This is a genomic window from Stenotrophomonas sp. SORGH_AS_0321, from assembly GCF_031453215.1.
Lineage (GTDB): Bacteria > Pseudomonadota > Gammaproteobacteria > Xanthomonadales > Xanthomonadaceae > Stenotrophomonas > Stenotrophomonas chelatiphaga.
Genome location: NZ_JAVIZG010000001.1, coordinates 767233 through 789381, shown reverse-complemented (window position 1 = coordinate 789381; position 22149 = coordinate 767233). Strand labels below are relative to the sequence as shown.

Below are 22149 nucleotides of genomic sequence, written 5' to 3'. Positions count from 1 at the left end.
CCCGCTCTCCCCTCCCCCTTCCGCACTGATACCCAAGGAGTCCGCAGATGATGCTCAGCATCCTCGGCTTTGGCATGGTCATTACGTTCATGTACTTGATCATGAGCAAGCGCCTGTCGCCGCTGGTCGCCCTGATCACCGTCCCGATCATCTTCGCCCTGCTCGGTGGCTTCGGTGCCGGCATCGACGAAATGATGCTCGACGGCATCAAGAAGATCGCCCCCACCGGCGTCATGCTGATGTTCGCCATCCTGTACTTCGGGGTGATGATCGATGCCGGCCTGTTCGATCCGCTGGTGCGGATCATCCTCAACGTGGTCAAGGGCGATCCGCTGAAGATCGTCATGGGCACCGCGGTGCTGGCGATGCTGATCTCGCTGGGATGGCGATGGCTCGACAACCTACATGATCACCGTATCGGCCATGCTGCCGCTGTACCGGCGGCTGGGCATGAACGCACTGAACATGACCTGCGTGACCATCCTCGCCGGCGGTGTGATGAACCTCACCCCGTGGGGCGGGCCGACCGCGCGTGCAGCCACCGCGCTGCACGTGGACCCGGCCGATGTGTTCGTGCCGCTGATTCCTTCGATGGTGATCGCCTGCGCAGGCATCCTGGTGCTGGCGTGGTACCTCGGCATGAAGGAGCGCCGTCGGCTGGGCGTGGTGACCCTGCCGCAGGGCGGTTCGTGGATGGACTCCAGCGTGTCCGACGATGGCGATGCGCTGCCGACCGTGGAAGATGCCGAAGACATCAAGCGCCCGAAGCTGCTGTGGGTCAACTTCGGGCTGACCGCCGCACTGATGGCCGCGCTGATCATGGGCCTGCTGCCGATGCCGATCCTGTTCATGGTGGGCTTCGCCATTGCGCTGGTGATCAACTACCCGAACCTGGCCGAGCAGCGCCGTCGCGTGGTCAACCACGCCGGCAACGTGCTGTCGGTGGTGTCGCTGATCTTCGCCGCCGGCATCTTCACCGGCATCCTCAACAACACCGGCATGGTCGAAGCGATGTCGCACAGCTTCCTGGCCATCATCCCGGAAAGCTGGGGACCGTACCTGGCGGTGATCACCGCGCTGGCGTCGATGCCGTTCACCTTCTTCATGTCCAACGATGCCTTCTACTTCGGCGTGCTGCCGATCCTGTCCGAGGCCGCCGGCAACTACGGCATCACGCCGGTGGAAATGGCCCGCGCCTCGTTGGCCGGCCAGCCGGTGCACCTGCTCAGCCCGCTGGTGCCCTCGACCTACCTGCTGGTCGGCCTGGCCAAAGTGGAGTTCGCCGACCACCAGAAGTTCACCCTGAAATGGGCGGTGCTGATCTCACTGCTGCTGATGGCTGGCAGCCTGCTGTTCGCGCTGTACCCGTTGGCCGCCTGATGCGGCCCCGCCACAGGAACTGGAGAAGCAAATGACCCTTCGCATCGCATACGTCACCAGTGGCATGGGCAGTGTCGGCACTGCGATCTGCCAGACCCTGGCCCGCTCGGGCCACACCGTGGTCGCCGGTTGCGCACCGAGCTCCCCGCGCAAGGCCGGCTGGCTGCGCGAGCAGCGTGACCTCGGCTTCGACTTCATCGCCTCCGAAGGCAACGCCACCGACTGGACCTCCACCGCCGCGGCCTTCGCCAAGGTGCGCGCCGATGTCGGCGAGGTCGACGTGCTGGTCAACAATTCCGGTGGCAGCCGCGATGTGCTGTTCCGGCAGATGAGCGCCGATGACTGGAATGCGGTGATGGCATCCAACCTCAACTCACTGTTCAACATCACCAAGCAGGTAGTGGATGGCATGGCCACCCGCGGCTGGGGGCGCATCATCAACATCGGCTCGGTCAGCGCGCACAAGGGCCAGATCGGCCAGGTGAACTTCGCCACGGCGAAGGCGGCGATGCACGGGTTCAGCCGCGCGCTGGCCGCGGAGGTGGCTGCGCGCGGGGTGACGGTGAACACCATCTCACCCGGCTATATCGCCAGCCAGGCGATCAGCAGCTTTCCACCGGACGTGCTGGACCGGTTGGCGGCCTCGGTACCCATCCGCCGCCTTGGCAAGCCGGAAGAAGTGGCCGCACTGTGCGGTTGGCTCGCGTCGGATGAGGCGGCGTATGTGACCGGTGCCGACTATCCGGTGAACGGCGGCCTGTACATGGGGTGATCCGCGGGTGGGTGGGTGGGTGGGTGGGTGGGTGACGACCGTTGGTCGTCACGTCCTTGCCGCTGCGCTCGCCGAGCATGGTTCGGCGCTACCCCATCGCGCTCGCCGAGCATTAAGCGAACGCCGTCCCAGTTACACGCATTCTGCGTTTTCGGTCAAAAACCCGTCATTTCCGCTTTGCATAGTGGTCGGTGACCTGCAGCACGCAGGCCTTCCCCCTCATGCAACGGAACGACATGCAGACCCGACACCTGACGATTGCCGTGGCGATCGCGCTTTGCGCCGCCAACGCCCACGCCGCCGGCGAACCCAACGCCGATACCGCCCTCACCGCGCAGACGCTCGACGCGGTGTCGGTGATCGGCCAGGGTGAAACCCGCCAGGTACAACGCATCACCTCCGTAGACAAGCAGGTGCTTCCGCCCGGCACCAGCGGGCAGAAGATCCTCGATCGCCTGCCCGGCGTTTCCGTGCAATCCAACGATGCCTTCGGTGCCAACGAAGAGTCACAGACCATCAGCCTGCGCGGCTTCGACAAGAGTCGCCTCGGCTATACGCTGGACGGCATCCCGCTGGGTGACAACAGCTACGGCAACTACAACGGCCTGAGCATCGCGCGCGCCTTGATCGCCGAGAACCTGGCCGGTGCCGAGCTGTCGCAGGGCATCGGTTCGCTGGGCGTGGCGTCCACCAGCAACCTCGGCGGTGCGATCCAGTATTTCTCGATGGACCCTGCCACTGAATTCGGTGGGCGCGCCAGCATCACCGCCGGTGATGACAACCAGCGCCGCGGCTACCTGCGCGTGGATACCGGCGACATCAACGGGTTCTCCGCCTATGTGTCCGGCGTGCACCAGGACGCGGACATGTGGGCTGCCCCCTACCAGAACCAGACCACGCGCCAGTTCAACGCGAAGGCGGTATGGCACGTGGGAGACAACCGCTTCGGCGCGTTTGCCGCCACCTCGCGCGCCAGCCAGGCCAACTATGCCTATCTGTCCAAGAGCATGCTGGACCGCGGCCTGGGGTATGACTGGAACATCTACGCCCCGGACTGGAACCGCGCCCTGGCGGCCGCTTACTGCGCCCCCGCCACGCGTGATCCGGCGCGCTGTGCGTTCAGCGGTGGCGTCAACAGCATCGACGATGCGTACTACCAGAGCCGCGCGTTGCGCGACGACAGCCTGTACTCGCTGGACGCCGACCTGAAGCTCGGCGACAGCGCCGGACTGAAGCTGCTGGCCTACCACCACGACAACCGCGGGCAAGGCCATTGGTGGGCCCCGGGCCAGCCATCCCATCCGGGCACCGACCGCGAGCTTCCGATTTCGATCCGCAGCACCAACTACACCATCAACCGCCAGGGCGTGACTGCGGCGTTCACCTGGAACGTGGGTATCCACGAACTGGAGGCCGGGCTGTGGTACGAGAAGAACGACCACAACGTCGAACGCAACTTCTACTACATCGACGGCCCGTTCCTGGATGACACCTACCTCAACCACCCGGACCGTCGCCTGTTCGACCAGGACTTCGATATCCGCACGCGGCAGTTCTACGTGCAGGACCGCATGCGTTTCATGGAGGATCGGATGACGGTGGACGTGGGCATCAAGAGCCCCAACACGCGCATGACCGCCCGCGCGAAGCCGGGCACCGAATCCAGCTACGCCTCCGGCACGTTGACCGCAAAGGAATCGGTGCTGCCGCAGGCCGGCATCAGCTTCAAGCTGAGCCCCCGTCAGGAAGTGTTCGCCTCGTATGCGGAGAACATCGCCGCGTTCGTCGGCGGCGGCAGCGGTGGCCCGCTACAGGTATCGCCGGAGTCCTTCGCAGCCAGCGTGGATGACCTGGAGCCGGAGGAGTCGCGGACTTTCGAAGCCGGCTTCCGTCGCTTCGGCGGAAAGTACCAGGCCTCGCTGGCGGCCTACCACGTGATGTTCGACAACCGCCTGCTGTCACTCAATCCATGCACCAGCATCGAAGTCGGCACGCGGCCGGAGTGCATCACCCGCTTCATCAACGTCGGCTCGGTGAAGAGCCAGGGCGCCGAACTGACCTTCATCTTCAAGCCGATCGACGGCCTGCAGTGGTACAACGCGTTGTCGTGGAACAAGACCACCTACGAGGACGACTACACCTCGGGCGGTGCCATCGTACCGGTGGCCGGAAAGATCACCGTCGACACGCCGCAGCGCATGGCCTCCAGCGAACTGAGCTGGAACCGCGACGGCTTCTTCGCCAGCCTGCGCGCCAAGTACACCGGCAAGCGCTATTACACCTATACCAACGACCAGTCGGTACCGGGCGTGACCACCTTCGACGCCGGGCTGGGCTATTCCTTCGGACCGGGCATGGGCCTGCGTGACATCAAGGTATCGCTCAACGCCACCAACCTGACCAACAAGCGCTACGCGGGGCAGTTGAGCTCGTTCGCGCCGACCGACCCGACCGGCACCCGCTACGCGATCCATGCCAGCGCACCGCGGCAGGTGTTCATGACGGTGGGGGTTGATTTCTAGGCTTCGGCGGGACGTGGGTTCAGTTGATGGGGGTGAGGCGGGGGAAGGTGATGCGCGGGACACGCCGCAAGTACATCCGTGTAGGCTGCGTCGCCGCATCCATGCGGCTCAGCGTCCCGCGCATCACCCTCCCCCGCCTCCGGACAGTGGACGTGCCCCGCCGGGGTTGGGGGGAGAAGAGCAGAAGCAAAAGCAAAAGCAAAAGCAAAAGCAAATGCCGCCGAGCATGGCGCGGCGCTACCGCTTTTCCTTTTTTCATTACGTGGCGGGCGGCAATCGGAAACTGTCGGGGCGACGGGTGGGTGGGTCATGCAGGACCGTCTGTTGCCATGGATGGCAACAGCGAGCCCCCAAGGACGGGTTTACGGCGTGTCCTGCATGACCCACCCACCCGTCGCCAAACCAGCAAACCGCTTCAATTGCCACCCGCCGCGAGGGGGTTCCACCCGTTCGACCAATCACTCCGGTGACAACTGCTCCATCCGTATCCGATTGGCGAACAACGAAAACGCCAGCATCCCCGCCAGCCCATTGGCCCGGCTCACCCAATGCGGCAGCCAACGCGGCGGCTGCAGGATCCCCGCCTCGAACAACGGCGCGAAGGTGATCGCATCGGTCAGCGTCATCTTGCCCGCGAACAGCCACCGGCATACCTGCAGGCGGTCCTCGGCCAGCATGTGGCGGAAGAACGTATGCACCGACACCAGCCCCGCGCAGGTACACCGTATCCTTGGTGAAGGCCATGCCACCGGTAGGCGGCACGCCGCGGAACACGCGCTGGGCCGAAGCAAAGCTCTCTTCCTGGTTCTGCCCGGCATCGCAGAAATAGCGGAATACCTCGATGAAATCCGCACCCTCGCGCGCCATCGCGATCGCCTCGGTGCGCAGGCTGATGCGCTTGAGCCGTTCGATGTCGATGCTGCCGGTGATCTGCTCGGCGAACGTGGCCAGGCCTTCCTGGGTCGCAGTGACCCGCGGCGATGACAACGCCAGGCTCGGCAGGACGTGCTGCTCCCTGCCATTCAATGCGGTCAGCGAGTGCACCAGCGCTTCGTGGTGGAACAACTGCGCACGGTCGTAGGCACTGAAGCGGGCACTGGTGCGCAGGCGGATGCGGGCCGGCCCGGCCGCCGCCTTGGACACCAGTCCGGGGTCCAACTGCACCTGGATGATGCGCGATTCGAAGAACGCGTCCAGGTCGCTCTGCAGCTGCAGCTGCAGGGCCGTGGCCGATACCGGGACCTGCTCTTCCGGTGCCAGCAGCTCGTGGTCCAGTTCGGTGGCGATCTGGATGAAATGGCGCGCCGCATCGCGCGTGCTCGGGCCGTTGCCGGGCAGCGGCTGTTCCGGCGAACCGAACAACTGCACCGAACACGCATCCACCGCAGCGGTGCCCAGTCCTTCCAGCAGCTGCGCGGCCAGGTCCCAGCTCTGCGCGGACTGCTGTACGTAACGGCCCAGAGGGTGGTCGGCATCGCATTCGGCGGTCAGCGCCGCCAACGCGCGTCGCGCGTCGCTGAAATCAAGTTTCGGGTAGTCCACTTCGGGCAGCTGCGGCTGGCCACGCGCCACGCTGGCGAGGAACGGAGACTGCAGGCCGGCCGGCCAGCTGGTCAATCCCAGCAGCCGGATCCCACCAACAGCATCGACCAGCCGCGCGTCCAGCGCGGCATGGTGGGCCACTTCACGATCGAGCGTCGCGCCTGGATCCATGGGCCAACTATACGGTAGTGACGGCCGCTGGCCGTCGACGCCGGAAAGCTGACCGCCAGCGGCCGTCACTACCGGCGGCGCGGCGCCTTGCCGGCGCCACGACGGGCGGCGGTGCGGCGCTCCTGCGCCGTCTCGGCCTGGCGCACGGCCAGTTTGGCGGCGGCGGCGGCGACTTCTTCCTTCAGCTTGAAGTAGTTCAGCACGCGGGTTTCTTCGATCTCGCCTTCTTCAATCGCCGCACGTACCGCGCACCCCGGCTCCTGCTGGTGCAGGCAATTGCGGAACCGGCACTGCGCCGCCAACGCTTCGATATCGGCAAAACCGCCTTCGGCCAGCGTCTCTTCGCCGGTCGGCTTGAGTTCGCGCATGCCAGGCGTGTCGATCAGGCAGGCGCCCATCGGCAACGGCATCAGCGCGCGGTGGGTGGTGGTGTGGCGGCCGCGCGAATCGTTGGACCGCACCGTGTTGGTCTTCATCCGCTGCTCGCCGAGCAGGGTGTTGGTCAGGGTCGACTTGCCCGCACCCGAAGACCCCACCAGCACCACCGTATGGCCCGCGCCCAGCCACGGGTGCAGGGTCGCCACGCTCTCAGGGTCCAGCCCATTCACCGCGCGCAGCGCGATGCCCTGCGCCTTCAGTTCTTCCAGCACCGCCAGCGCGTCTTCGGTGTACTCGGTCTGGTCGGCCTTGGTCAGCACCACCACCGGCTCGGCACCGCCGCCGCCCACCAGCAGGAGGTAGCGCTCGATCCGGCGCGGATTGAAGTCGGCATCCAGCCCGCAGACGATGAAGACCGTATCGACGTTGGCCGCGATCACCTGCTGGTGGTAATGCTCCCCCGCCGCGCCACGCTTGATCGAGGTGCGCCGCGGCAGCAGCGCGACGATGCGCACGCCCTCCAGCAGCACCCAGTCGCCCACGGCGGGGCGCTCATGGCTGGGAAAGCGCGGACGCTGCCATTCCGGCAGGGATTCGGCCTTGATTGACGCGTCCGGCCCGTCAGCGACCACGTAATGCGTGCGGTGCTGCTCGATCACCCGCGCAGGGCGCGCCAGCGGATGGGTGGCCATCGCGGCCTGCCAGTCCGCTTGGTCGGCGGTGGCGGGCGGGCCGGGCCATGGCCAGCCAATGGTCTGCAGCGCGGGGTAATCAGGGGTATCGGTCATCGTCCGCATTCTACCGGCAGCGGGCCCTGCGGGCGCGGGCCATGCCCGGCCGCCACCCTTGCCATGCGCTGCAGCAATTCAGCTAGTATGGGCCTTCCATGCCCATCGACGGCCCGTCTGCCATGTCCACCCCCACGCCCAAGCCCCTGGCCATCCGTGAGCGCCTTTCCGAAGTGCGCTACGAGATCCGAGGAGAATTGGCGCGACGAGCGCGGGAGCTGGAGGCGCAGGGCCGCACGCTGATCAAGCTGAACATCGGCAACCCCGGCAATTTCGGCTTCCGCGCCCCGGAACACCTGCAGCGCGCGATCGCCGATGACATGGGCCGCACCGACCCCTACACCCACCAGCAGGGCCTGCCGGAGGCGCGCGAGGCCATCGCCGCCGCCTACGCCCGTCGCGGTGCACCGGACGCCCACCCGGACCGGGTGTTCATCGGCAACGGGGTCAGCGAACTCATCGACCTGTCCCTGCGCGCGCTGCTCAATCCCGGCGACGAAGTGCTGGTGCCCTCGCCGGACTATCCGCTGTGGTCGGCGGCGACCATCCTCAACGACGGCCGCCCGGTGTATTACCGCTGCGCCCCGGAGAATGGCTTCCAGCCGGATCCGAGCGAAATCGAAGCGCTGGTGTCTTCGCGCACCCGTGCCATCGTACTGATCAACCCGAACAACCCCAGCGGCGCCAGCTATTCCCGCGAACTGCTGGAGCGCATCGTCGCCATCGCACGCAAGCACAACCTGCTGCTGATGGTCGATGAGATCTACGACCAGATCCTGTACGACGACGCGGTGTTCCAGCCGGTCGCGCCGCTGGCCGGTGACCAGCCCTGCATCACCTTCAGCGGCCTGAGCAAGGTGCACCGCGCCTGCGGCTGGCGCGTTGGCTGGGCGATGCTGTCCGGCGACGCCGGGCGGCTGGGCGAGTTCCGCGCCGCGATGGACCTGCTCAGCGCGCTGCGCCTGTGCGCCAACGTGCCCGGCCAGTACGCCATCGACGCCGCCGTGAACGGTCCCGACACGATCACCCCGCTGTGCACGCCCGGTGGCCGCCTGTACGAAACCCGCCGCGCGGTGATCGACGCCTGCGCGGCCAGCGAGCACCTCTCGCTGGTGGCGCCGGCGGGCGCCCTGTACGCCTTCCCGGCCGTGGTCGGCGATGCCGCCAAGGGCCTGGACGACCATGATTTCGCGCTCGACCTGATGACCGACGAAGGCGTGCTGGTGGTTCCCGGCTCCAGCTTCAACGTGCCCTACCGCCATCATTTCCGCGTGACCCTGCTGCCCGAAGCGACGGTGATGCGCGAGGTGTTCTCGCGGATCGACCGCGCCTTGGCGCGGCGCGCCGAAGCCAACCGCAAAGTGGTGCCGCTCAAGCCACGCCGCTCGGCCGTCGCCTGACCCCGGTGGCACTGACCTGGCTGGCCCTGGGCGACTCCTACACGATTGGCGAAGGCGTCCCGTCGGAAGGTCGCTGGCCGCATCAGCTGGCGGCCCTGCTGCGCCTGCGCGGCATCGCGCTGCAGGATCCGCAGACCATCGCTACCACCGGCTGGACCACCGATGAGCTGGATGCCGGCATCGACGCAGCGGCGCCGACCGGTCCATTCGACTTCGCCAGCCTGCTGATCGGGGTCAACAACCAGTACCGCGGTCGGTCGTTGGACGACTACCAGAAGCAGTTCAGCGCCCTGCTGCAGCGCACGCTGGCGTTCACCGGCGGCAGGCCCGCACGGGTGCTGGTGCTGTCCATCCCGGACTGGGGCGTCACCCCGTTCGCGCATGATCGCGACCGCACCGCCATTGCCGCCGCGCTGGATGCTTACAACCTTGCGGCGCAGGCCATCTGCCAGGCGCACGGCGTGGTGTTCGTGGACATCACCGACCTCTCGCGCCAGCACGGCGCGGAAGCGGCGATGCTGGCCGACGATGGCCTGCATCCTTCGGCGCGGATGTACGCGCTGTGGGCGCAGCGGGCCCTGCCGCTGGCCGAGCGCCTGCTCGCGCCCGCCGCCTGAGCCGTGACCGGCGCGCGGCCCGGGGCAGCCTCAGCGGCCGCCTGCCTGGACACCGCGGACGCCACCGCGATCGCCCGGGCGTTCCTGCCGGCCAGCCGCTGGGGCAATCGCAGCACCTACTACTACGTGCGTGCCAAGCTCGGCAGTGACCCGCTCTACAACGGGGTGCTGCAGGCCGTGCCGGACGATGGCCTTGCGTTGCTCGACCTGGGCTGCGGGCTGGGCCTGCTCGGCCACGTCGCGCGCCTCCATGGCCGCACGCAGCCGTATCTGGGCGTGGACGTGGATGCAGGCAAGATCGATCGCGGTGCACGTGCGGTCCGCCGCGCGGCCCTTCCCGCACTGGACCTGCGCCAACTGGACATCCAGCAGCCGCTGCCAGGCCACAGCGGCCATGTAGCGGTGCTGGACGTGCTGCACTACCTGGACGCACACGCCCAGGCCAGCCTGCTGCAGGCGGCGGCCGAGCGCGTGGCACCGGGCGCGACGCTGGTACTGCGGAGCCCGCTGGATACCGGCGATGGCCGCGACCGCACCACGCGCCTGGCGGATCGGCTCGGTTGGCTGTCCGGCTGGATGCGTACCCGCCCGCGCCATTACCCCCGCGCCGACGCGCTGCAGCAGGTACTGGGCGCGGCCGGGCTGGTCGCCGAAGCGCCCCGCCCGTTGCACGGTCGCACCCCGTTCAACAGCTGGCTGCTGGTCGCCCATCGACCGGTGGCGCCGGGCTGATCCGACCCCTCAACGTTGCGGCGGCAGCCGTGCCCGCAGGCCGCGTTGGTCCAGGGCCTGCAGCACGCCTTCGATGATCTGCAGGTTGTGGCCATGCCCGCTGCCCTCATGCAGCAGCACGATCGCCCCGGGCTGCAGGTCGGGCAGCAACCGCGCCAGCACCTCGGCCGGCGTGCAGTCCACCCCGTCGAAACCGCGTGCGCTCCAGCCCACCCGGGTCAGGCCCAGGTGCCGCACCACCGGGCCGACGAAGGGGTTGGTCATGCCCACCACCGAGCGGTACCAGCGCGGGGGCCGGCCGGTGATCGCCTGCAGGGCCTGCTGGCAGTGACCGATCTCGCGCGCCATGGCGGCCGGCCCCAGCCGCCAGAACCGGGCCTGCGGGTGGCTGTGGCTGTGATTGCCCACGTCATGCCCGCGGCCGATCACCTCACGCACCAGGTCCGGATGGGCCAGTGCGCGTTCGCCCACCAGGAAGAAGGTCGCCTTGGCCTGGTAGCGGTCCAGCAGGTCCAGCACCGCGCGCGTGTCGGGCCCGGGCCCGTCGTCGATGGTCAGCCAGACCGCATCGCCGGCATCGGCCAGGCGGCGGATGACGGGGGTGTAGAAGCGGCTGTTGGGCAGGAACACCGGCACCAGGAACAGCGCGTGGCTGGCCAGCAGCAGGGCCAGTCCCCAGCCCCACCCGGCCAGCAGGCCCACCGCCAGCGCCAGCAGCTGGGACAGCGCGAAGCCCAGCAGCGCGCGCCAGGGCCAGCGCGGGGGGCAATGCAGCGTTTCCATCGTGGTCATGCCCCATGATGCCACGAGGGGTAGAATCAGCGGTTCGATATCACCGGATTTCCACCGCCATGTCCCTCGATCCCGCCCTGCGTTCGCGCATCGAAACCCTCCTCGCCAACGACCGCGTCGTGCTGTTCATGAAGGGCCAGCCGTCCATGCCGCAATGCGGCTTCTCGGCCAAGGCCGTCGGCGCACTGCAGGACCTCGGCGTGGAGTTCGGCCACGTCAACGTGCTGGCCGACCAAGAGATCCGCGAAGGCATCAAGCAGTACGGCGATTGGCCGACCATCCCGCAGCTGTACATCGACGGCGAGCTGGTCGGTGGCAGCGACATCATCCTGCAGATGGCCTCCAGCGGTGAGCTGAGCAGCGTGCTCGGCCTGGCCGCCCCGGACCGCACGCCGCCGTCCATCACCGTGACGCCGGCCGCGGTGGAGATGCTGAAGGGTGCGCTGGCCGATTCGCCGGGCGCGGCCCTGCAGCTGGGCATCGATGCGCGCTTCCAGCCGAACTTCCAGCTGGCCCCGTTCGACGAGGGCGCGATCGCGGCCGAATCCAACGGCCTGCGCGTGCAGTTCGACCTGGCCAGCGCGCGTCGCGCCGACGGCATCACCATCGACTGGGTGGACGACATCCGCGGCAAGGGCCTGGCCATCGACAACCCGAACGCCCCCAAGGCCATCACCGAACTGTCGGTGCGCGACGCCGATGACCTGGTGCGTGCCGGCACGGTGCTGCTGGTGGACGTGCGTCCGTCCGAAGAGCGTTCGATCGCTGCCGTCGGCGTGCCGTTCAAGGTCTTCGATGGCAACGGTCGTGCCGAGCTGGAGGCGCTGCCGAAGGACACCGCGCTGGCCTTCCTGTGCCACCACGGCGGCCGCAGCGCGCAGGCTGCCGAGCAGTTCCGTGCGCTGGGCTTCACCAAGGTCCACAACGTGACCGGCGGCATCGATGCGTGGTCCGACGAGGTCGACAACGGCGTGCCGAAGTACTGATTCCGGACCTCCAGCACCCTTGTTGATGAACGGAAACGCCGGCAGCCGCCGGCGTTTTCCGTTCCAGTGCGTCAGCCCGCGAATCCGCCCTCGGCCAGGAAGTCCATTTCTTCCATCGTGGTCATCCGCCCAAGCACCGCGTTGCGGTGCGGGAAGCGCCCGAAGCGCCGGATGATGTCCCGGTGCAGCTCGGCGAACTGCAGGTATTGTTTGTCGCCCAGCACGTCGAACATCGCCACCGACCGGTCCTGGTCCTGCAACGCTTCGGAGTGTTCGAAGGGCAGGTAGATGAACGCACGCAGGTTGGGCAGCAGCTCCAGGTCCAGGCCTTCTTCCACCGCGCGCATCGCGTAATGCCGGGCAAGCCCGTCGGTGGCATACGAATGGGCGGTGCCGCGGAAGCAGTTGCGCGGGAACTGGTCCAGCAGCAGCATCAGCGCCAGCGCCCCTTCGGCGGTGGAAAGCCAGTGTTCGCGGGCACGCGAGGCCGCCGCATGGTGCTCTTCCAGGAACAGCGCACGGAACCGCGCATCGAACGCGTCATCGCGCGCGAACCATTTCGCTGGTCCTGCCTCGTTCCAGAACGCCACTACCTGCGCTGCGGTCTGCATATCCTGCTCCACGGGCTGCATCGGGGCGCCCTGCCCATTGCCGGTCATTCGTCGAACCGCAGGTGGCGGACCGATTTGCCGTTGCGTCGGATCAATCGCAGGGCCTCGATGCCGATCTGGATATGGTTGTCCACGAACTGCGAACTCACCTTGGCATCGGAGGCTTCGGTCTTCACCCCATCCGGAATCATCGGCTGGTCGGAGACCAGCAGCAAGGCCCCTGTCGGGATATGGTTGGCAAAACCCGCCGCGAACACCGTGGCGGTTTCCATGTCGATGGCCATGCAGCGCATGCGGCGCAGGCGCTCCTTGAAGGCTTCGTCATGCTCCCATACGCGCCGGTTGGTGGTGAACACGGTGCCGGTCCAGTAGTCATGGCCGAGGTCGCGGATCATCGTGCTGACCGCCCGCTGCAGCGCGAACGCCGGCAGCGCCGGCACTTCCGGCGGCAGGTAGTCGCTGGAGGTGCCTTCGCCACGGATCGCCGCGATGGGCAGGACCAGGTCACCCAGCTGGTTCTTGCGCTTGAGCCCGCCGCACTTGCCCAGGAACAGCACCGCCTTGGGCATCACCGCCGACAACAGGTCCATGATGATCGCCGCGTTGGGACTGCCCATGCCGAAGTTGATCATGCTGATGCCGTCGGCGGTGACGCTGGCCATCGGCCGGTCCAGGCCCACTACCGGTGCACCGCTGAGCTGGGCGAAGGCATGCAGGTAGCCGCTGAAGTTGGTCAGCAGGATGTGTTGCCCGAACTGGTCCAGCGGCACGCCGGTGTAGCGCGGCAGCCAGTTGTCGACGATGTCCTGCTTGGTTTTCATGCGGCGGTCTTGGCGAGCTTCGAGACACGATTCTGCGAGAGCGGCGGCGCGGAGTCGAGCATCGGCGCTGCCGCAACAAAAAGGGCGGCCCGAAGGCCGCCCCTAATCACGCGTGGGTCACCCGGCCATCAGAACCGGACCGACCACCGTGCATTCACGCCATGGTCGCGGCTTTCATCGCCGAACTGGCCGTTGTAGCCCAGTTCCAGCTGCTGGCGCGGGCTCAGCCAGGCCGACAGGCCCAGTTCGGCCACAACCGCGCTGTCGGCGATCGGCGCGCCGCTGACGGCAAAACTGCTGCCGCCATCGAAGGCCAGCTGCGCCAGTCCATCGCGGTCACCGGAAGCGCGGCGATAGCCCACCCCGCCCACCACGTGCAGCCACGCGTCCTGCTGGAACGCGGCCTTCAGGCCCTTGTCGAAACGCACGCCGACGGTGGCCACGGTGGTCGCGGTGTCAGCCACCCTGCCGGTCAGCGCGCCGGCACCGCCCTGCTCGCGCACATCGTCCACGTCCACTTCGACACGGGCGAGCTGCAGGTACGGCTCCAGTCCCCCCTGCGTACCGCCGAAACGGTAGCCGGCTTCGATGAAGGCCTGCTTCGTCTTGGCGTCGTAGCTGGCATTCAGCCCGTCGCTGTAGCCGGCGAAGGCCACCTGGCGGCTGCTGTCGATGTCATGGCGGCTGTAACCGAGACCACCGCGCAGGCCGAACGCGCCCCAGCTGTGGCCGGCGTACAGGCCCACGTGGGTGTTGTCGATGCGCGCCTTCGCCGACCGTCCCTGCGCCTGCTTCGTGTCGGTGCGGCCGTTGCCCAGCAGCAGGCCGAGCTGCCAGCCACCGATGTCACGATCGATGCCGACCAGCAACCCGCTGGTGTTGGACTGGGTACGTGCCGTGTTGGCATCGCCATCCAGCTTGCCGCTGCCGCCGATGGCCTGCACCCACGCCCCGGTGGCCTGGCTGGCGTCGTCCTGCGGCGAACGCGCGCCCACTGCACGGCTCAGTGCCGCATCACGCACGTAGCGGCTGCTTTCCACCAGCGCCAGCGGCGTGGCGGCATGCAGTTCACCACTCAGGCCGTCCAGTGCTGCACCGACCTGCTGCGGGAACAGCAGGGTCAGCGGCTGCGGCAGGCCCTGGTCCACGCCGAGCGCATCGGCCGAGCCGGCCACAGCGCGCTGGTTGGCGGTGGTCGCTGCGGTAGCCAGCAACTGGCCACGGGTGACCTCGATGTTGATGCCGTTGCTGGCGTAGTCCACGCCGAACTGCAGGAACGGCGAGAACGCGCTGAAGTCGGTGCTGGCGAAGCGACCCTGCACCCCGCCGTCGGCCTGGATGACGTTGAACTGCTCGCCCAGGTAGTAGATGCCCGCTTCCGGCAGTGCCTTCAGCGTGCCATCCAGCGTGGCGGTGCCACTGACGCTCAGCAGGTCGCTGCTGCCACCCGGCGACAGTTCGGCCAGGTAGACGCCGCTGGCGGTCTGCACGTAGTCGCCATCGATGGTCAGCGTGCCGATCGAGTTGCCCGGCGCGATGATGCCGGCCACGCGCGTATCGCCCAGCGTACCGGTGCCCTGCAGCAGGCCATTGGCCCCCACCACGGTGGACCCGCCGGTCTGCGTGCCGTTGAACGACAGCATGCCGCCGCTGATCGACAGCGACGAGCCCTCCAGCAGCGCACCCGCGGCGACCAGCCCGCTGCCACCGCGCACGTCCAGGTCGGTGCCGACCAGGCTGCCGTTCAGGCGCAGCTGGCCACCCTGCACCACCACCGCATCGGTCAGCGTGTTGACCCCGTCCAGCTCCAGGATGCCTTCGCGCAGCACGGCACCGTTGAAGCTGTTGTCGCCGCTCAGGCGAAGCCAGCCGATGCCGGACTTGGTCAGCGCACCAGGGCCGCCGATGTCGTTGGTCCAGTCATCCCATGCATCGCCTTCCCATACCTTCAGGCCGCCGGCTGCGGTGTTCATCACCACGTTCGTGTCCACCCGCAGCTGGCCATAGCCTTCGATGGCCTTTTCCAGGTTCACCAGGCCCCAGCCGTAGACATCGTCCACGCCTTCGGCGCCGAGGTCGGTGGCGGTGGTCAGCAGCACGTCGCGCACCTGCGCGTTGTCCAGATACGGGAAACGTTCGAACAGCAGGCCCAGCGCACCGGTGACATGCGGGGCCGCCATCGAGGTGCCGCTCATCTGTTCGTAGGTGTAGCTGGGCACGCGTTCCATCACGTCCAGCAGCACGTTCTGGTTATCATCGGTGGCCAACTGGCCTTCCAGTCCTTCCGAACCGTACGAGGTGGAGATGATGTCGCTGCCCGGCGCGGCCAGGCACCAGTTCGCGGCCAGCCCGCAGCGGTGCGACAGGTCGCTCAGCTGCAGGTCCTGGTTGAGGTTCACCACGGCAAGCCAGTAGGGCTCGATATCGGCGAAGGCGCGCGGCAGCGTGGCATACACGCCGGCCAGCGGCGCCTGTTCCGGGCTGGGGTTGTAGTCGGCGGAGTTGCCGGCCGCCCACACCTGGATCATCCCGGCCTGGCGCGAGCCTTCGGCGAAGATATCCAGATAGGCGCGGTCGCCTTCGTGGTTGTAGATCTCATCGAACTCCTCGACCGTCACCGGTTCGCTGCCCAGGCCCCAGCTGTGGTTGATCGCGCGCACGCCCTGGGCGTTCATCTGCGAATACATGCTGGCGAAGGCGTCTTCGCTCGGCCCGACCTGCGGGAACACCGAGCCCTGACGGTAGTAATTATCCGGTGCCAGGTACCACTCGACGTAGCTGTCGAAGAACAGCTTGGCGGCGGCCAGGTCCGCACCGAAGGCAACACCGTGCATGCCGCTGCCATCGCGATTGGCGGCGATGGTGCCCGACACATGCGTGCCGTGGGTATTGAAGGTCAGCCCGTAGGGCGCACCGGCACCGATCAGGAAGGCGATGTCTTCCTCGGTGAGGCCGTAATTGAAACCGATGGCCTCCAGCGCCACCACGTCACCATCGCTGGCGAAGCAGGCATCCGGCCCCCACAGCGCGTTGACGTTGGTGCAGGAGGTGCCATCGGGCAGCAGGTCGGCGATGCGGATGCTGCTGTGGTTCTTGCCGGCGAACTCGTCGTGCGCCAGGCCGGTGCCACTGTCGAACACGCCCAGGCGGATCCCCTGGCCGGTCAGCCCACGCGCATAGGCAGCATCGGCGTTCATCGCAGCCAGGCCCCAGTCCACCTGGAACTCTTCGGTCTGCCAGCTTTCGCGGTTGCCGGCCGCGCCCATCACCGGGCCGGTTTCAGCAGCCGATGCCAGCGCGGTTGCAGGCGGACGCGCGACGGCGCCCTGCGCCACCGATGCGGCCGCTGCCTGCACGCTGCGCAGCTGCTGGTAGTGTTCCAGCTGCGCATCCTGCGACTGCGCGAGGGCCGGCATCGCGGCAGCCACCAGCAACGAACCGGCGATGGCCGAAGCAAGCAGCGAAGGAAGGGGACGGCGCGAAGAAGAAGAAGTACGGAACAACGTGGTACGGGTCATGGTTGGATCTATTCCTTGATTACGTGGTTCATCCTGGGTGCGCGCGGCCATTGCAGCTCGCGGCGACCCACACGGCGGACAGCGCGTGGCGCCATCGCTTCCCGAGATTACCGCAAATACGGCAGCGCGCTTTCACCGTGCCGCCGCGTACGGTCGCGATGCCAGGCCGAAGGTCACTTGGCAAGCAGGCCGTTACTCCGCTAGCGTCAGCAGACTGCACCACCATGCTCACGGGGACTCCATGTACAACCTGCTGCGCGCCGGCATCGGCCTGGCGCTGCTGTCGCTGGCCGCTGCGCCGGCCACCGGCGCTTCGCGCTTCATCCAGGATCCGTATCCCAGCACCTACCAGCCGCGCAGCAGCGAGGCCGTGTTGATCCACAACGCCACCGTGCTCACCGGCACCGGGCAGCGCCTGGACGATGCGGACGTACTGCTGCGTGATGGAAAAGTAGTAGAGGTCGGCCGTGCCCTGCAGGCTGGCAGCGACGTGCGCCGCATCGACGCGCACGGGCGCTGGGTAACCCCCGGCCTGATCGACGTGCACTCGCACCTGGGCGTGTATCCCAGCCCCGGCGTCAGCGCGCACAGCGATGGCAACGAGATGACCGCGCCGGTGACCGCCAACGTCTGGGCCGAGCATTCGGTGTGGCCGCAGGATCCCGGTTTCGCCGAGGCGCTGGCCGGCGGGGTGACCAGCATGCAGGTGCTGCCCGGTTCGGCCAACCTGGTCGGCGGCCGCGGCGTGGTCCTCAAGAACGTGCCCACCACCACCTACCAGGCGATGAAATTCCCCGGCGCGCCGTGGGGACTGAAGATGGCCTGCGGCGAAAATCCCAAGCGCGTGTACGGCGGCAAGGGCACCGCACCGGGCACCCGGATGGGCAACGTGGCCGGCTACCGCGCCGCGTTCATCGATGCCAGCGAGTACATCGCCAAGAACACCGCCAAGCCGGCCAAGCGCAAGCGCTGGTTCGGCGGCGACAAGGAAGACAGCAGCGGCGACAGCGGCGGCAAGCGCGACCTGAAACTGGACACGCTGGCTGGCGCGATCCAGGGCGACATCCGCGTGCACATCCACTGCTACCGTGCCGACGAAATGGCCACCATGCTCGACCTGGCCGATGAGTTCGGCTTCAAGATCGCCGCCTTCCACCACGGGGTGGAAGCCTACAAGCTGGCCGACCGACTGGCCCAGGAAGGGGTCTGCGGCGCCCTGTGGGCCGACTGGTGGGGCTTCAAGATGGAAGCGTTCGACGGCATCCAGGAGAACATCGCACTGGTCGACCGTCCTGCCAACAGCTGCGCCATCGTGCATTCGGATTCACCCGAAGGCATCCAGCGCCTGAACCAGGAAGCGGCCAAGGTGATCGCCGCCGCGCGCCGCGCCGACATGCCGGCGATCGCACCGGAACGCGCCATCACCTGGATGACCGCCAATGCGGCCAAGGCGCTGGGCATCGAAGGCAAGACCGGCACGCTGGAGGCGGGCAAGAACGCCGATGTGGTGGTGTGGAACGGCAATCCCTTCAGCTCCTATGCGTTGGCCGACCAGGTGTTCATCGACGGTCATCAGTACTTCGACCGGGCCGATCCGCGCAGCAAGCCGGTGTCTGATTTCCGTCTCGGCCAGGAGGTGCGCTGATGATCCGTGCACGCATGAAGACCGCGCACGCCCTCGCCCTGCTGCTGGGCCTGGCCGCCCTGCCCGCCACCGCGCAGGACCTGCTGATCCGCAACGCGACGGTGCACACCGCCAGCGCGCGCGGCAGCCTGTCCAACGCCGATGTACTGGTGCGCGGCGGGGTCATCCAGGCGGTCGGCAGCGGCCTTGCCGCACCGGCCGGCGTGGCGGTGGTGGAGGCCGATGGCCGTCCGCTGACGCCCGCGCTGTTCGGTGGCATCACCGAAATCGGCATCGAGGAAGTGTCCGGCGAAGAGAGCACGGTGGACAGCACGCTGACCCTCGGCGAGCAGCCGTTGCGGCCGGAGTTCGACGTCACCCTGGCCTACAACCCGGCCTCGATCCTGGTTCCGGTCGCTCGCGTGGAAGGCATCGGCTTCACCGCGCTGGGCGCGCACACCGGCGGCGGCTTCATCGCCGGGCAGGGCGGCGTGGTGCGGCTGGATGGCAGTGCCGATCCGATCGGGCCGCGCGCCCTGTACCTGCGCCTGGGATCGGCGGCAGCGGAGCTGACCGGCAAGTCACGCGCGGCGCAGTGGATGCTGCTGCAGCAGGTCATCGACGAGGCCCGTGGCCGCGTCGGCAGTGATTCCCCGCATGCCCTGCTCACCCCCGCCGGCCGGCGCACGCTGGCCGACTACCTGGCCGGCAAGGGCCGCATCATCATCGAAGTGGACCGTGCCTCGGACATCCGCCAGCTGTTGCGCTGGTCGGCACGCGAGAAGGTGAAGATCGCCATCGCCGGCGGCGCCGAGGCCTGGCAGCTGGCACCCGAACTGGCCCAGGCCCGCGTTCCGGTCTTCGTCGATGCGCTGGGCAATCTGCCGACCACCTTCGACCAGATCGGCGCGACCCTGGAAAATGCCGCCCGGCTGCGCAGTGCCGGGGTGGAGGTGAGCTTCACCCAGGCCGGCGATGCCTCGCACAACGCGCGCAAGGTCCGCCAGCTGGCCGGCAACGCCGTAGCGCACGGGCTGCCGTGGGCCGATGGGCTGGCCGGCCTGACCCGGGTCCCCGCCCAGGCGCTGGGCGTGGGCGACCGCATCGGCAGCATCGAACCGGGCAAGCTGGCCGACCTGGTGCTGTGGGAAGGCGATCCGCTGGACGTAGCGCACTATGCCGAGCAGGTGTGGCTGGGCGGGCGCGCGATGCCGATGCGTTCGCGCCAGACCGAACTGCGCGACCGTTACCTGCCGCGCACCGCACAGCCCTGACTGACCTGCCCCTGCCCCAAGGAGACGACGCGATGGCGCTGCGCTGGTATTTCGATTTCGTCTCCCCCTACGCCTATCTGCACTGGCAGAAGCTGAAGGCCCTGCCGCAGTTCGCGCGCATCCAGCCGGTCCCGATCGCGCTCGGGGCCGTGCTGCACCACCTTGGCAACCTGGGCCCTGCGGAGATCCCGGCCAAGCGGCGTTTCATCTACCGCCAGCTGGCCTGGACCGCTGCGCAGGAGGGCGTCGGCCTGCGCTTCCCCCCGGCGCATCCATTCAATCCGCTGCCTGCCCTGCGGCTGTGCATCGCCGCCGGGTCCGGTGCGGCGGCGGTGGATGCCATCTTCGACTGGATCTGGCTGCAGGGCCGCGCCGCCGATGACGTGGGCACGCTGGAGGCGCTGGCCGCCCAGCTCGGCGTGGACGATCCGGCCACTGCGGTCAGCGCGCTCGACGTCAAGGAAGCCCTGCGCCGCAATACCGAGGCGGCCATCGCGGCGGGTGTCTTCGGGGTACCAACCCTGTCCATCGACGGAGAGCTGTTCTGGGGCAATGATGCGCATCCGTTGATGGCCGCCGTGCTCGACGATCCGTTGCTGCTGGAGCAGCCGGCGTGGCAAGCGCTGCTGGCCCTGCCGGTCGCGGTGCACCGCAGCCGCTGAGCAGCGGGACGCCGATGGCACGCGCGAAATTCCCGAAAGTGCGATACGTTTCACGCTTATGAAGCGGAAAACGCGCCTGGAGGGGGCCTGCGAATGCGCATCGGAATCGTCGTTGACTCGGCCTGCGACCTGCCGCAGGACTTCATCACCCAGCACAACATCGTCCTGTTGCCGATCACGGTGCGGATCGGCGAAGCCATCCTCGCCGACCATCGCGACGAGCAGGCCACGCTGAGCTTCCTGCATGCCCACGTGGCCGAGAACGGCGCCGAGGCGGAGACCATCCCCTTCAGCGTCCAGCAGATCCGCGACCTGTTCCTGCAGCGCCTGGTGATCGACTACGACCACGTGTTCTGCATGACCATCACCAAGACCCGCAGCCCGATCCACGACAATGCGCTGCAGGCCAGCTTCGCCATCCTCAACGACTACAAACCGGTGCGCCAGGCGGCCGGCTTCAATTCGCCGTTCGCGCTGCGGGTGATCGACACCCAGAACCTGTTCGCCGCCCAGGCCGTGACCGCCGTGGAAGCGGTGCGGCTGCGCGACAGCGGCGCCAGCGTGCAGCAGATCCGCGAGCGGCTGGAAGAACTGGCCGGCAACGTGCACGGCTACATGATCACCCGCGACCTGTACTACATGCGCGCCCGCGCCCGCCACAAAGGGGATCGCAGCGTCGGCCTGATCAGCGCCGCGCTGGGCAGTGCACTGGACATCAAGCCGGTGCTGCACGGCTACCGGGGTGAAACCGGCCCGGTGGCCAAGATCAAGGGCTTCGACAATGCCGTGGCCAAGCTGTTCGAGGTGGTCGGCCAGCGCGTACGTGCAGGGCTGATGACTCCGGCGGTCTGCCTGAGCTACGGCGGCGAACTGGACGAACTGCGCGCCCTGCCCGGCTACGATGCGCTGCGCCAGGTCTGCAGCGACCACGGCGTGGTGGTGCTGGAAACGGTGATGAGCCTGACCGGCATGGTCAACGTGGGCAAAGGGGCATTGACGGTCGGGTTCGCCGATGGACCGCACCGGTTCGAATGAGTAGCCTGCGGCGGCCCTGCACGCACCGTGCACCGGCGGCCTGCAACGCTTGCAGCATTGAACGGAGATCCCGATGACCACGTACTACATCAGCCTGCCGGACCCCGCCAAGGCGCGCGGCAGCGACCCCGAACTTGCCTTCACCGCCCATGGCGCAGACGGCTTCGCCGCGCAGCTGCAGGACGCGCTGTCCAGCACCGCCCTGTTCGACAAGTGGAAGGCCAAGCAGTCCGACCCGGACGCGGTGCCCGAACAGTGGGGTGTCACCGACCCCGCCGCCAGCGTGACCGGCACCCAGGACGACCTGCAGATCAAGCTTGAAGCCCGCACCACCATCAAGGGCGAGATCCTGAAGGAACGCCTGCGCCTGCTCGCCGGCCCCCACTGGACCCTGCACGACGTCCGCTGAGTCGTAGCGCCGCGCCATTCCCGGCGGCGTCTGCAGACAGGGGCAGGTGGCCGCCGGGTCAGGAAGGTGCGAAAATCACCCTCCTTTCAGGCCCGCCTCTGGCGCTGGCCGTCCC

Annotated in this window: 16 protein-coding genes and 2 pseudogenes; 12 read left to right on the top strand and 6 right to left on the bottom strand. The window is 67.8% G+C overall.

Going from position 1 to position 22149, the window contains the following annotated elements; all coding sequences use genetic code 11:
* Positions 1 to 50 precede the first annotated feature (50 nt).
* The 3 genes and pseudogenes from QE373_RS03320 to QE373_RS03310 all read left to right on the top strand — a co-directional run bounded on the left by QE373_RS03320 (position 51) and on the right by QE373_RS03310 (position 4674).
* A pseudogene (locus QE373_RS03320) lies at positions 51 to 1380 on the top strand (CitMHS family transporter).
* 31 nt (positions 1381 to 1411) lie between these two features.
* Positions 1412 to 2152 (top strand): acetoacetyl-CoA reductase, encoded by a 741-nt coding sequence (phbB, locus tag QE373_RS03315; protein WP_309683602.1) that lies wholly within the window; start codon positions 1412 to 1414, stop codon positions 2150 to 2152.
* A 236-nt stretch (positions 2153 to 2388) separates the two neighbouring features.
* Positions 2389 to 4674, top strand: a complete 2286-nt coding sequence (locus QE373_RS03310; RefSeq protein ID WP_309683600.1) for a TonB-dependent receptor — start codon at positions 2389 to 2391, stop codon at positions 4672 to 4674.
* Between the two features lie 458 nt (positions 4675 to 5132).
* Here QE373_RS03310 and QE373_RS03305 read toward each other — a convergent pair.
* Both QE373_RS03305 and rsgA read right to left on the bottom strand, forming a co-directional pair.
* Positions 5133 to 6387 (bottom strand): annotated as a pseudogene (locus QE373_RS03305) (flavohemoglobin expression-modulating QEGLA motif protein).
* 68 nt (positions 6388 to 6455) lie between these two features.
* Complete coding sequence (rsgA, locus tag QE373_RS03300; protein WP_309683598.1) at positions 6456 to 7553, bottom strand: ribosome small subunit-dependent GTPase A; 1098 nt, start codon at positions 7551 to 7553, stop codon at positions 6456 to 6458.
* Positions 7554 to 7675: 122 nt separating this feature from the next.
* On the opposite strand from rsgA, the gene QE373_RS03295 reads away from it, so the two are divergent.
* The 3 genes from QE373_RS03295 to QE373_RS03285 are packed head-to-tail and all read left to right on the top strand — an operon-like array spanning position 7676 to position 10302.
* Complete coding sequence (locus tag QE373_RS03295) at positions 7676 to 8953, top strand: pyridoxal phosphate-dependent aminotransferase (RefSeq protein WP_057508832.1); 1278 nt, start codon at positions 7676 to 7678, stop codon at positions 8951 to 8953.
* 5 nt (positions 8954 to 8958) lie between these two features.
* Positions 8959 to 9570 carry an SGNH/GDSL hydrolase family protein gene (locus QE373_RS03290; protein WP_309683595.1) on the top strand — a complete coding sequence of 204 codons (612 nt, stop codon included), beginning with the start codon at positions 8959 to 8961 and terminating at the stop codon, positions 9568 to 9570.
* Between the two features lie 3 nt (positions 9571 to 9573).
* Positions 9574 to 10302, top strand: a complete 729-nt coding sequence (locus QE373_RS03285; RefSeq protein WP_309683593.1) for a methyltransferase — start codon at positions 9574 to 9576, stop codon at positions 10300 to 10302.
* Positions 10303 to 10311: 9 nt separating this feature from the next.
* Here QE373_RS03285 and QE373_RS03280 read toward each other — a convergent pair whose 3' ends face one another.
* On the bottom strand, positions 10312 to 11094 hold the full coding sequence (locus QE373_RS03280; RefSeq protein ID WP_309683590.1) for a polysaccharide deacetylase family protein: 783 nt from the start codon (positions 11092 to 11094) through the stop codon (positions 10312 to 10314).
* Between the two features lie 59 nt (positions 11095 to 11153).
* On the opposite strand from QE373_RS03280, the gene grxD reads away from it, so the two are divergent.
* Positions 11154 to 12080: a Grx4 family monothiol glutaredoxin gene (gene grxD / locus QE373_RS03275; RefSeq protein WP_042613684.1), complete on the top strand. Its 927-nt coding sequence runs from the start codon at positions 11154 to 11156 to the stop codon at positions 12078 to 12080.
* A 71-nt stretch (positions 12081 to 12151) separates the two neighbouring features.
* Here grxD and QE373_RS03270 read toward each other — a convergent pair whose 3' ends face one another.
* The 3 genes from QE373_RS03270 to QE373_RS03260 all read right to left on the bottom strand — a co-directional run bounded on the left by QE373_RS03270 (position 12152) and on the right by QE373_RS03260 (position 17030).
* Positions 12152 to 12691: a DUF924 family protein gene (locus QE373_RS03270; protein WP_309683586.1), complete on the bottom strand. Its 540-nt coding sequence runs from the start codon at positions 12689 to 12691 to the stop codon at positions 12152 to 12154.
* A 44-nt stretch (positions 12692 to 12735) separates the two neighbouring features.
* Complete coding sequence (locus QE373_RS03265) at positions 12736 to 13512, bottom strand: AMP nucleosidase (protein WP_057508825.1); 777 nt, start codon at positions 13510 to 13512, stop codon at positions 12736 to 12738.
* A gap of 128 nt (positions 13513 to 13640) precedes the next feature.
* The gene (locus QE373_RS03260; RefSeq protein ID WP_309683583.1) at positions 13641 to 17030 is read right to left on the bottom strand and encodes an autotransporter domain-containing protein; all 3390 of its coding nucleotides are present in this window, start codon (positions 17028 to 17030) and stop codon (positions 13641 to 13643) included.
* Between the two features lie 241 nt (positions 17031 to 17271).
* Here QE373_RS03260 and QE373_RS03255 point away from each other — a divergent pair, with 241 nt between their 5' ends.
* From QE373_RS03255 to QE373_RS03235, 5 genes are all read left to right on the top strand, one after another.
* A complete protein-coding gene (locus tag QE373_RS03255; RefSeq protein WP_057508420.1) occupies positions 17272 to 18675 on the top strand; it encodes an amidohydrolase in 1404 nt (467 codons plus the stop codon).
* Positions 18676 to 18689: 14 nt separating this feature from the next.
* On the top strand, positions 18690 to 19928 hold the full coding sequence (locus QE373_RS03250) for an amidohydrolase family protein (protein ID WP_309689529.1): 1239 nt from the start codon (positions 18690 to 18692) through the stop codon (positions 19926 to 19928).
* Between the two features lie 32 nt (positions 19929 to 19960).
* Positions 19961 to 20590, top strand: coding sequence for a 2-hydroxychromene-2-carboxylate isomerase (locus QE373_RS03245; RefSeq protein WP_309683581.1), 630 nt, complete (start codon positions 19961 to 19963; stop codon positions 20588 to 20590).
* Positions 20591 to 20683: 93 nt separating this feature from the next.
* Entirely contained in the window at positions 20684 to 21625 is a 942-nt protein-coding gene (locus QE373_RS03240) for a DegV family protein (RefSeq protein ID WP_057508423.1), read from the top strand.
* Between the two features lie 73 nt (positions 21626 to 21698).
* Positions 21699 to 22034 (top strand): hypothetical protein, encoded by a 336-nt coding sequence (locus QE373_RS03235; RefSeq protein WP_309683578.1) that lies wholly within the window; start codon positions 21699 to 21701, stop codon positions 22032 to 22034.
* The last annotated feature ends 115 nt before the right edge of the window (positions 22035 to 22149 follow it).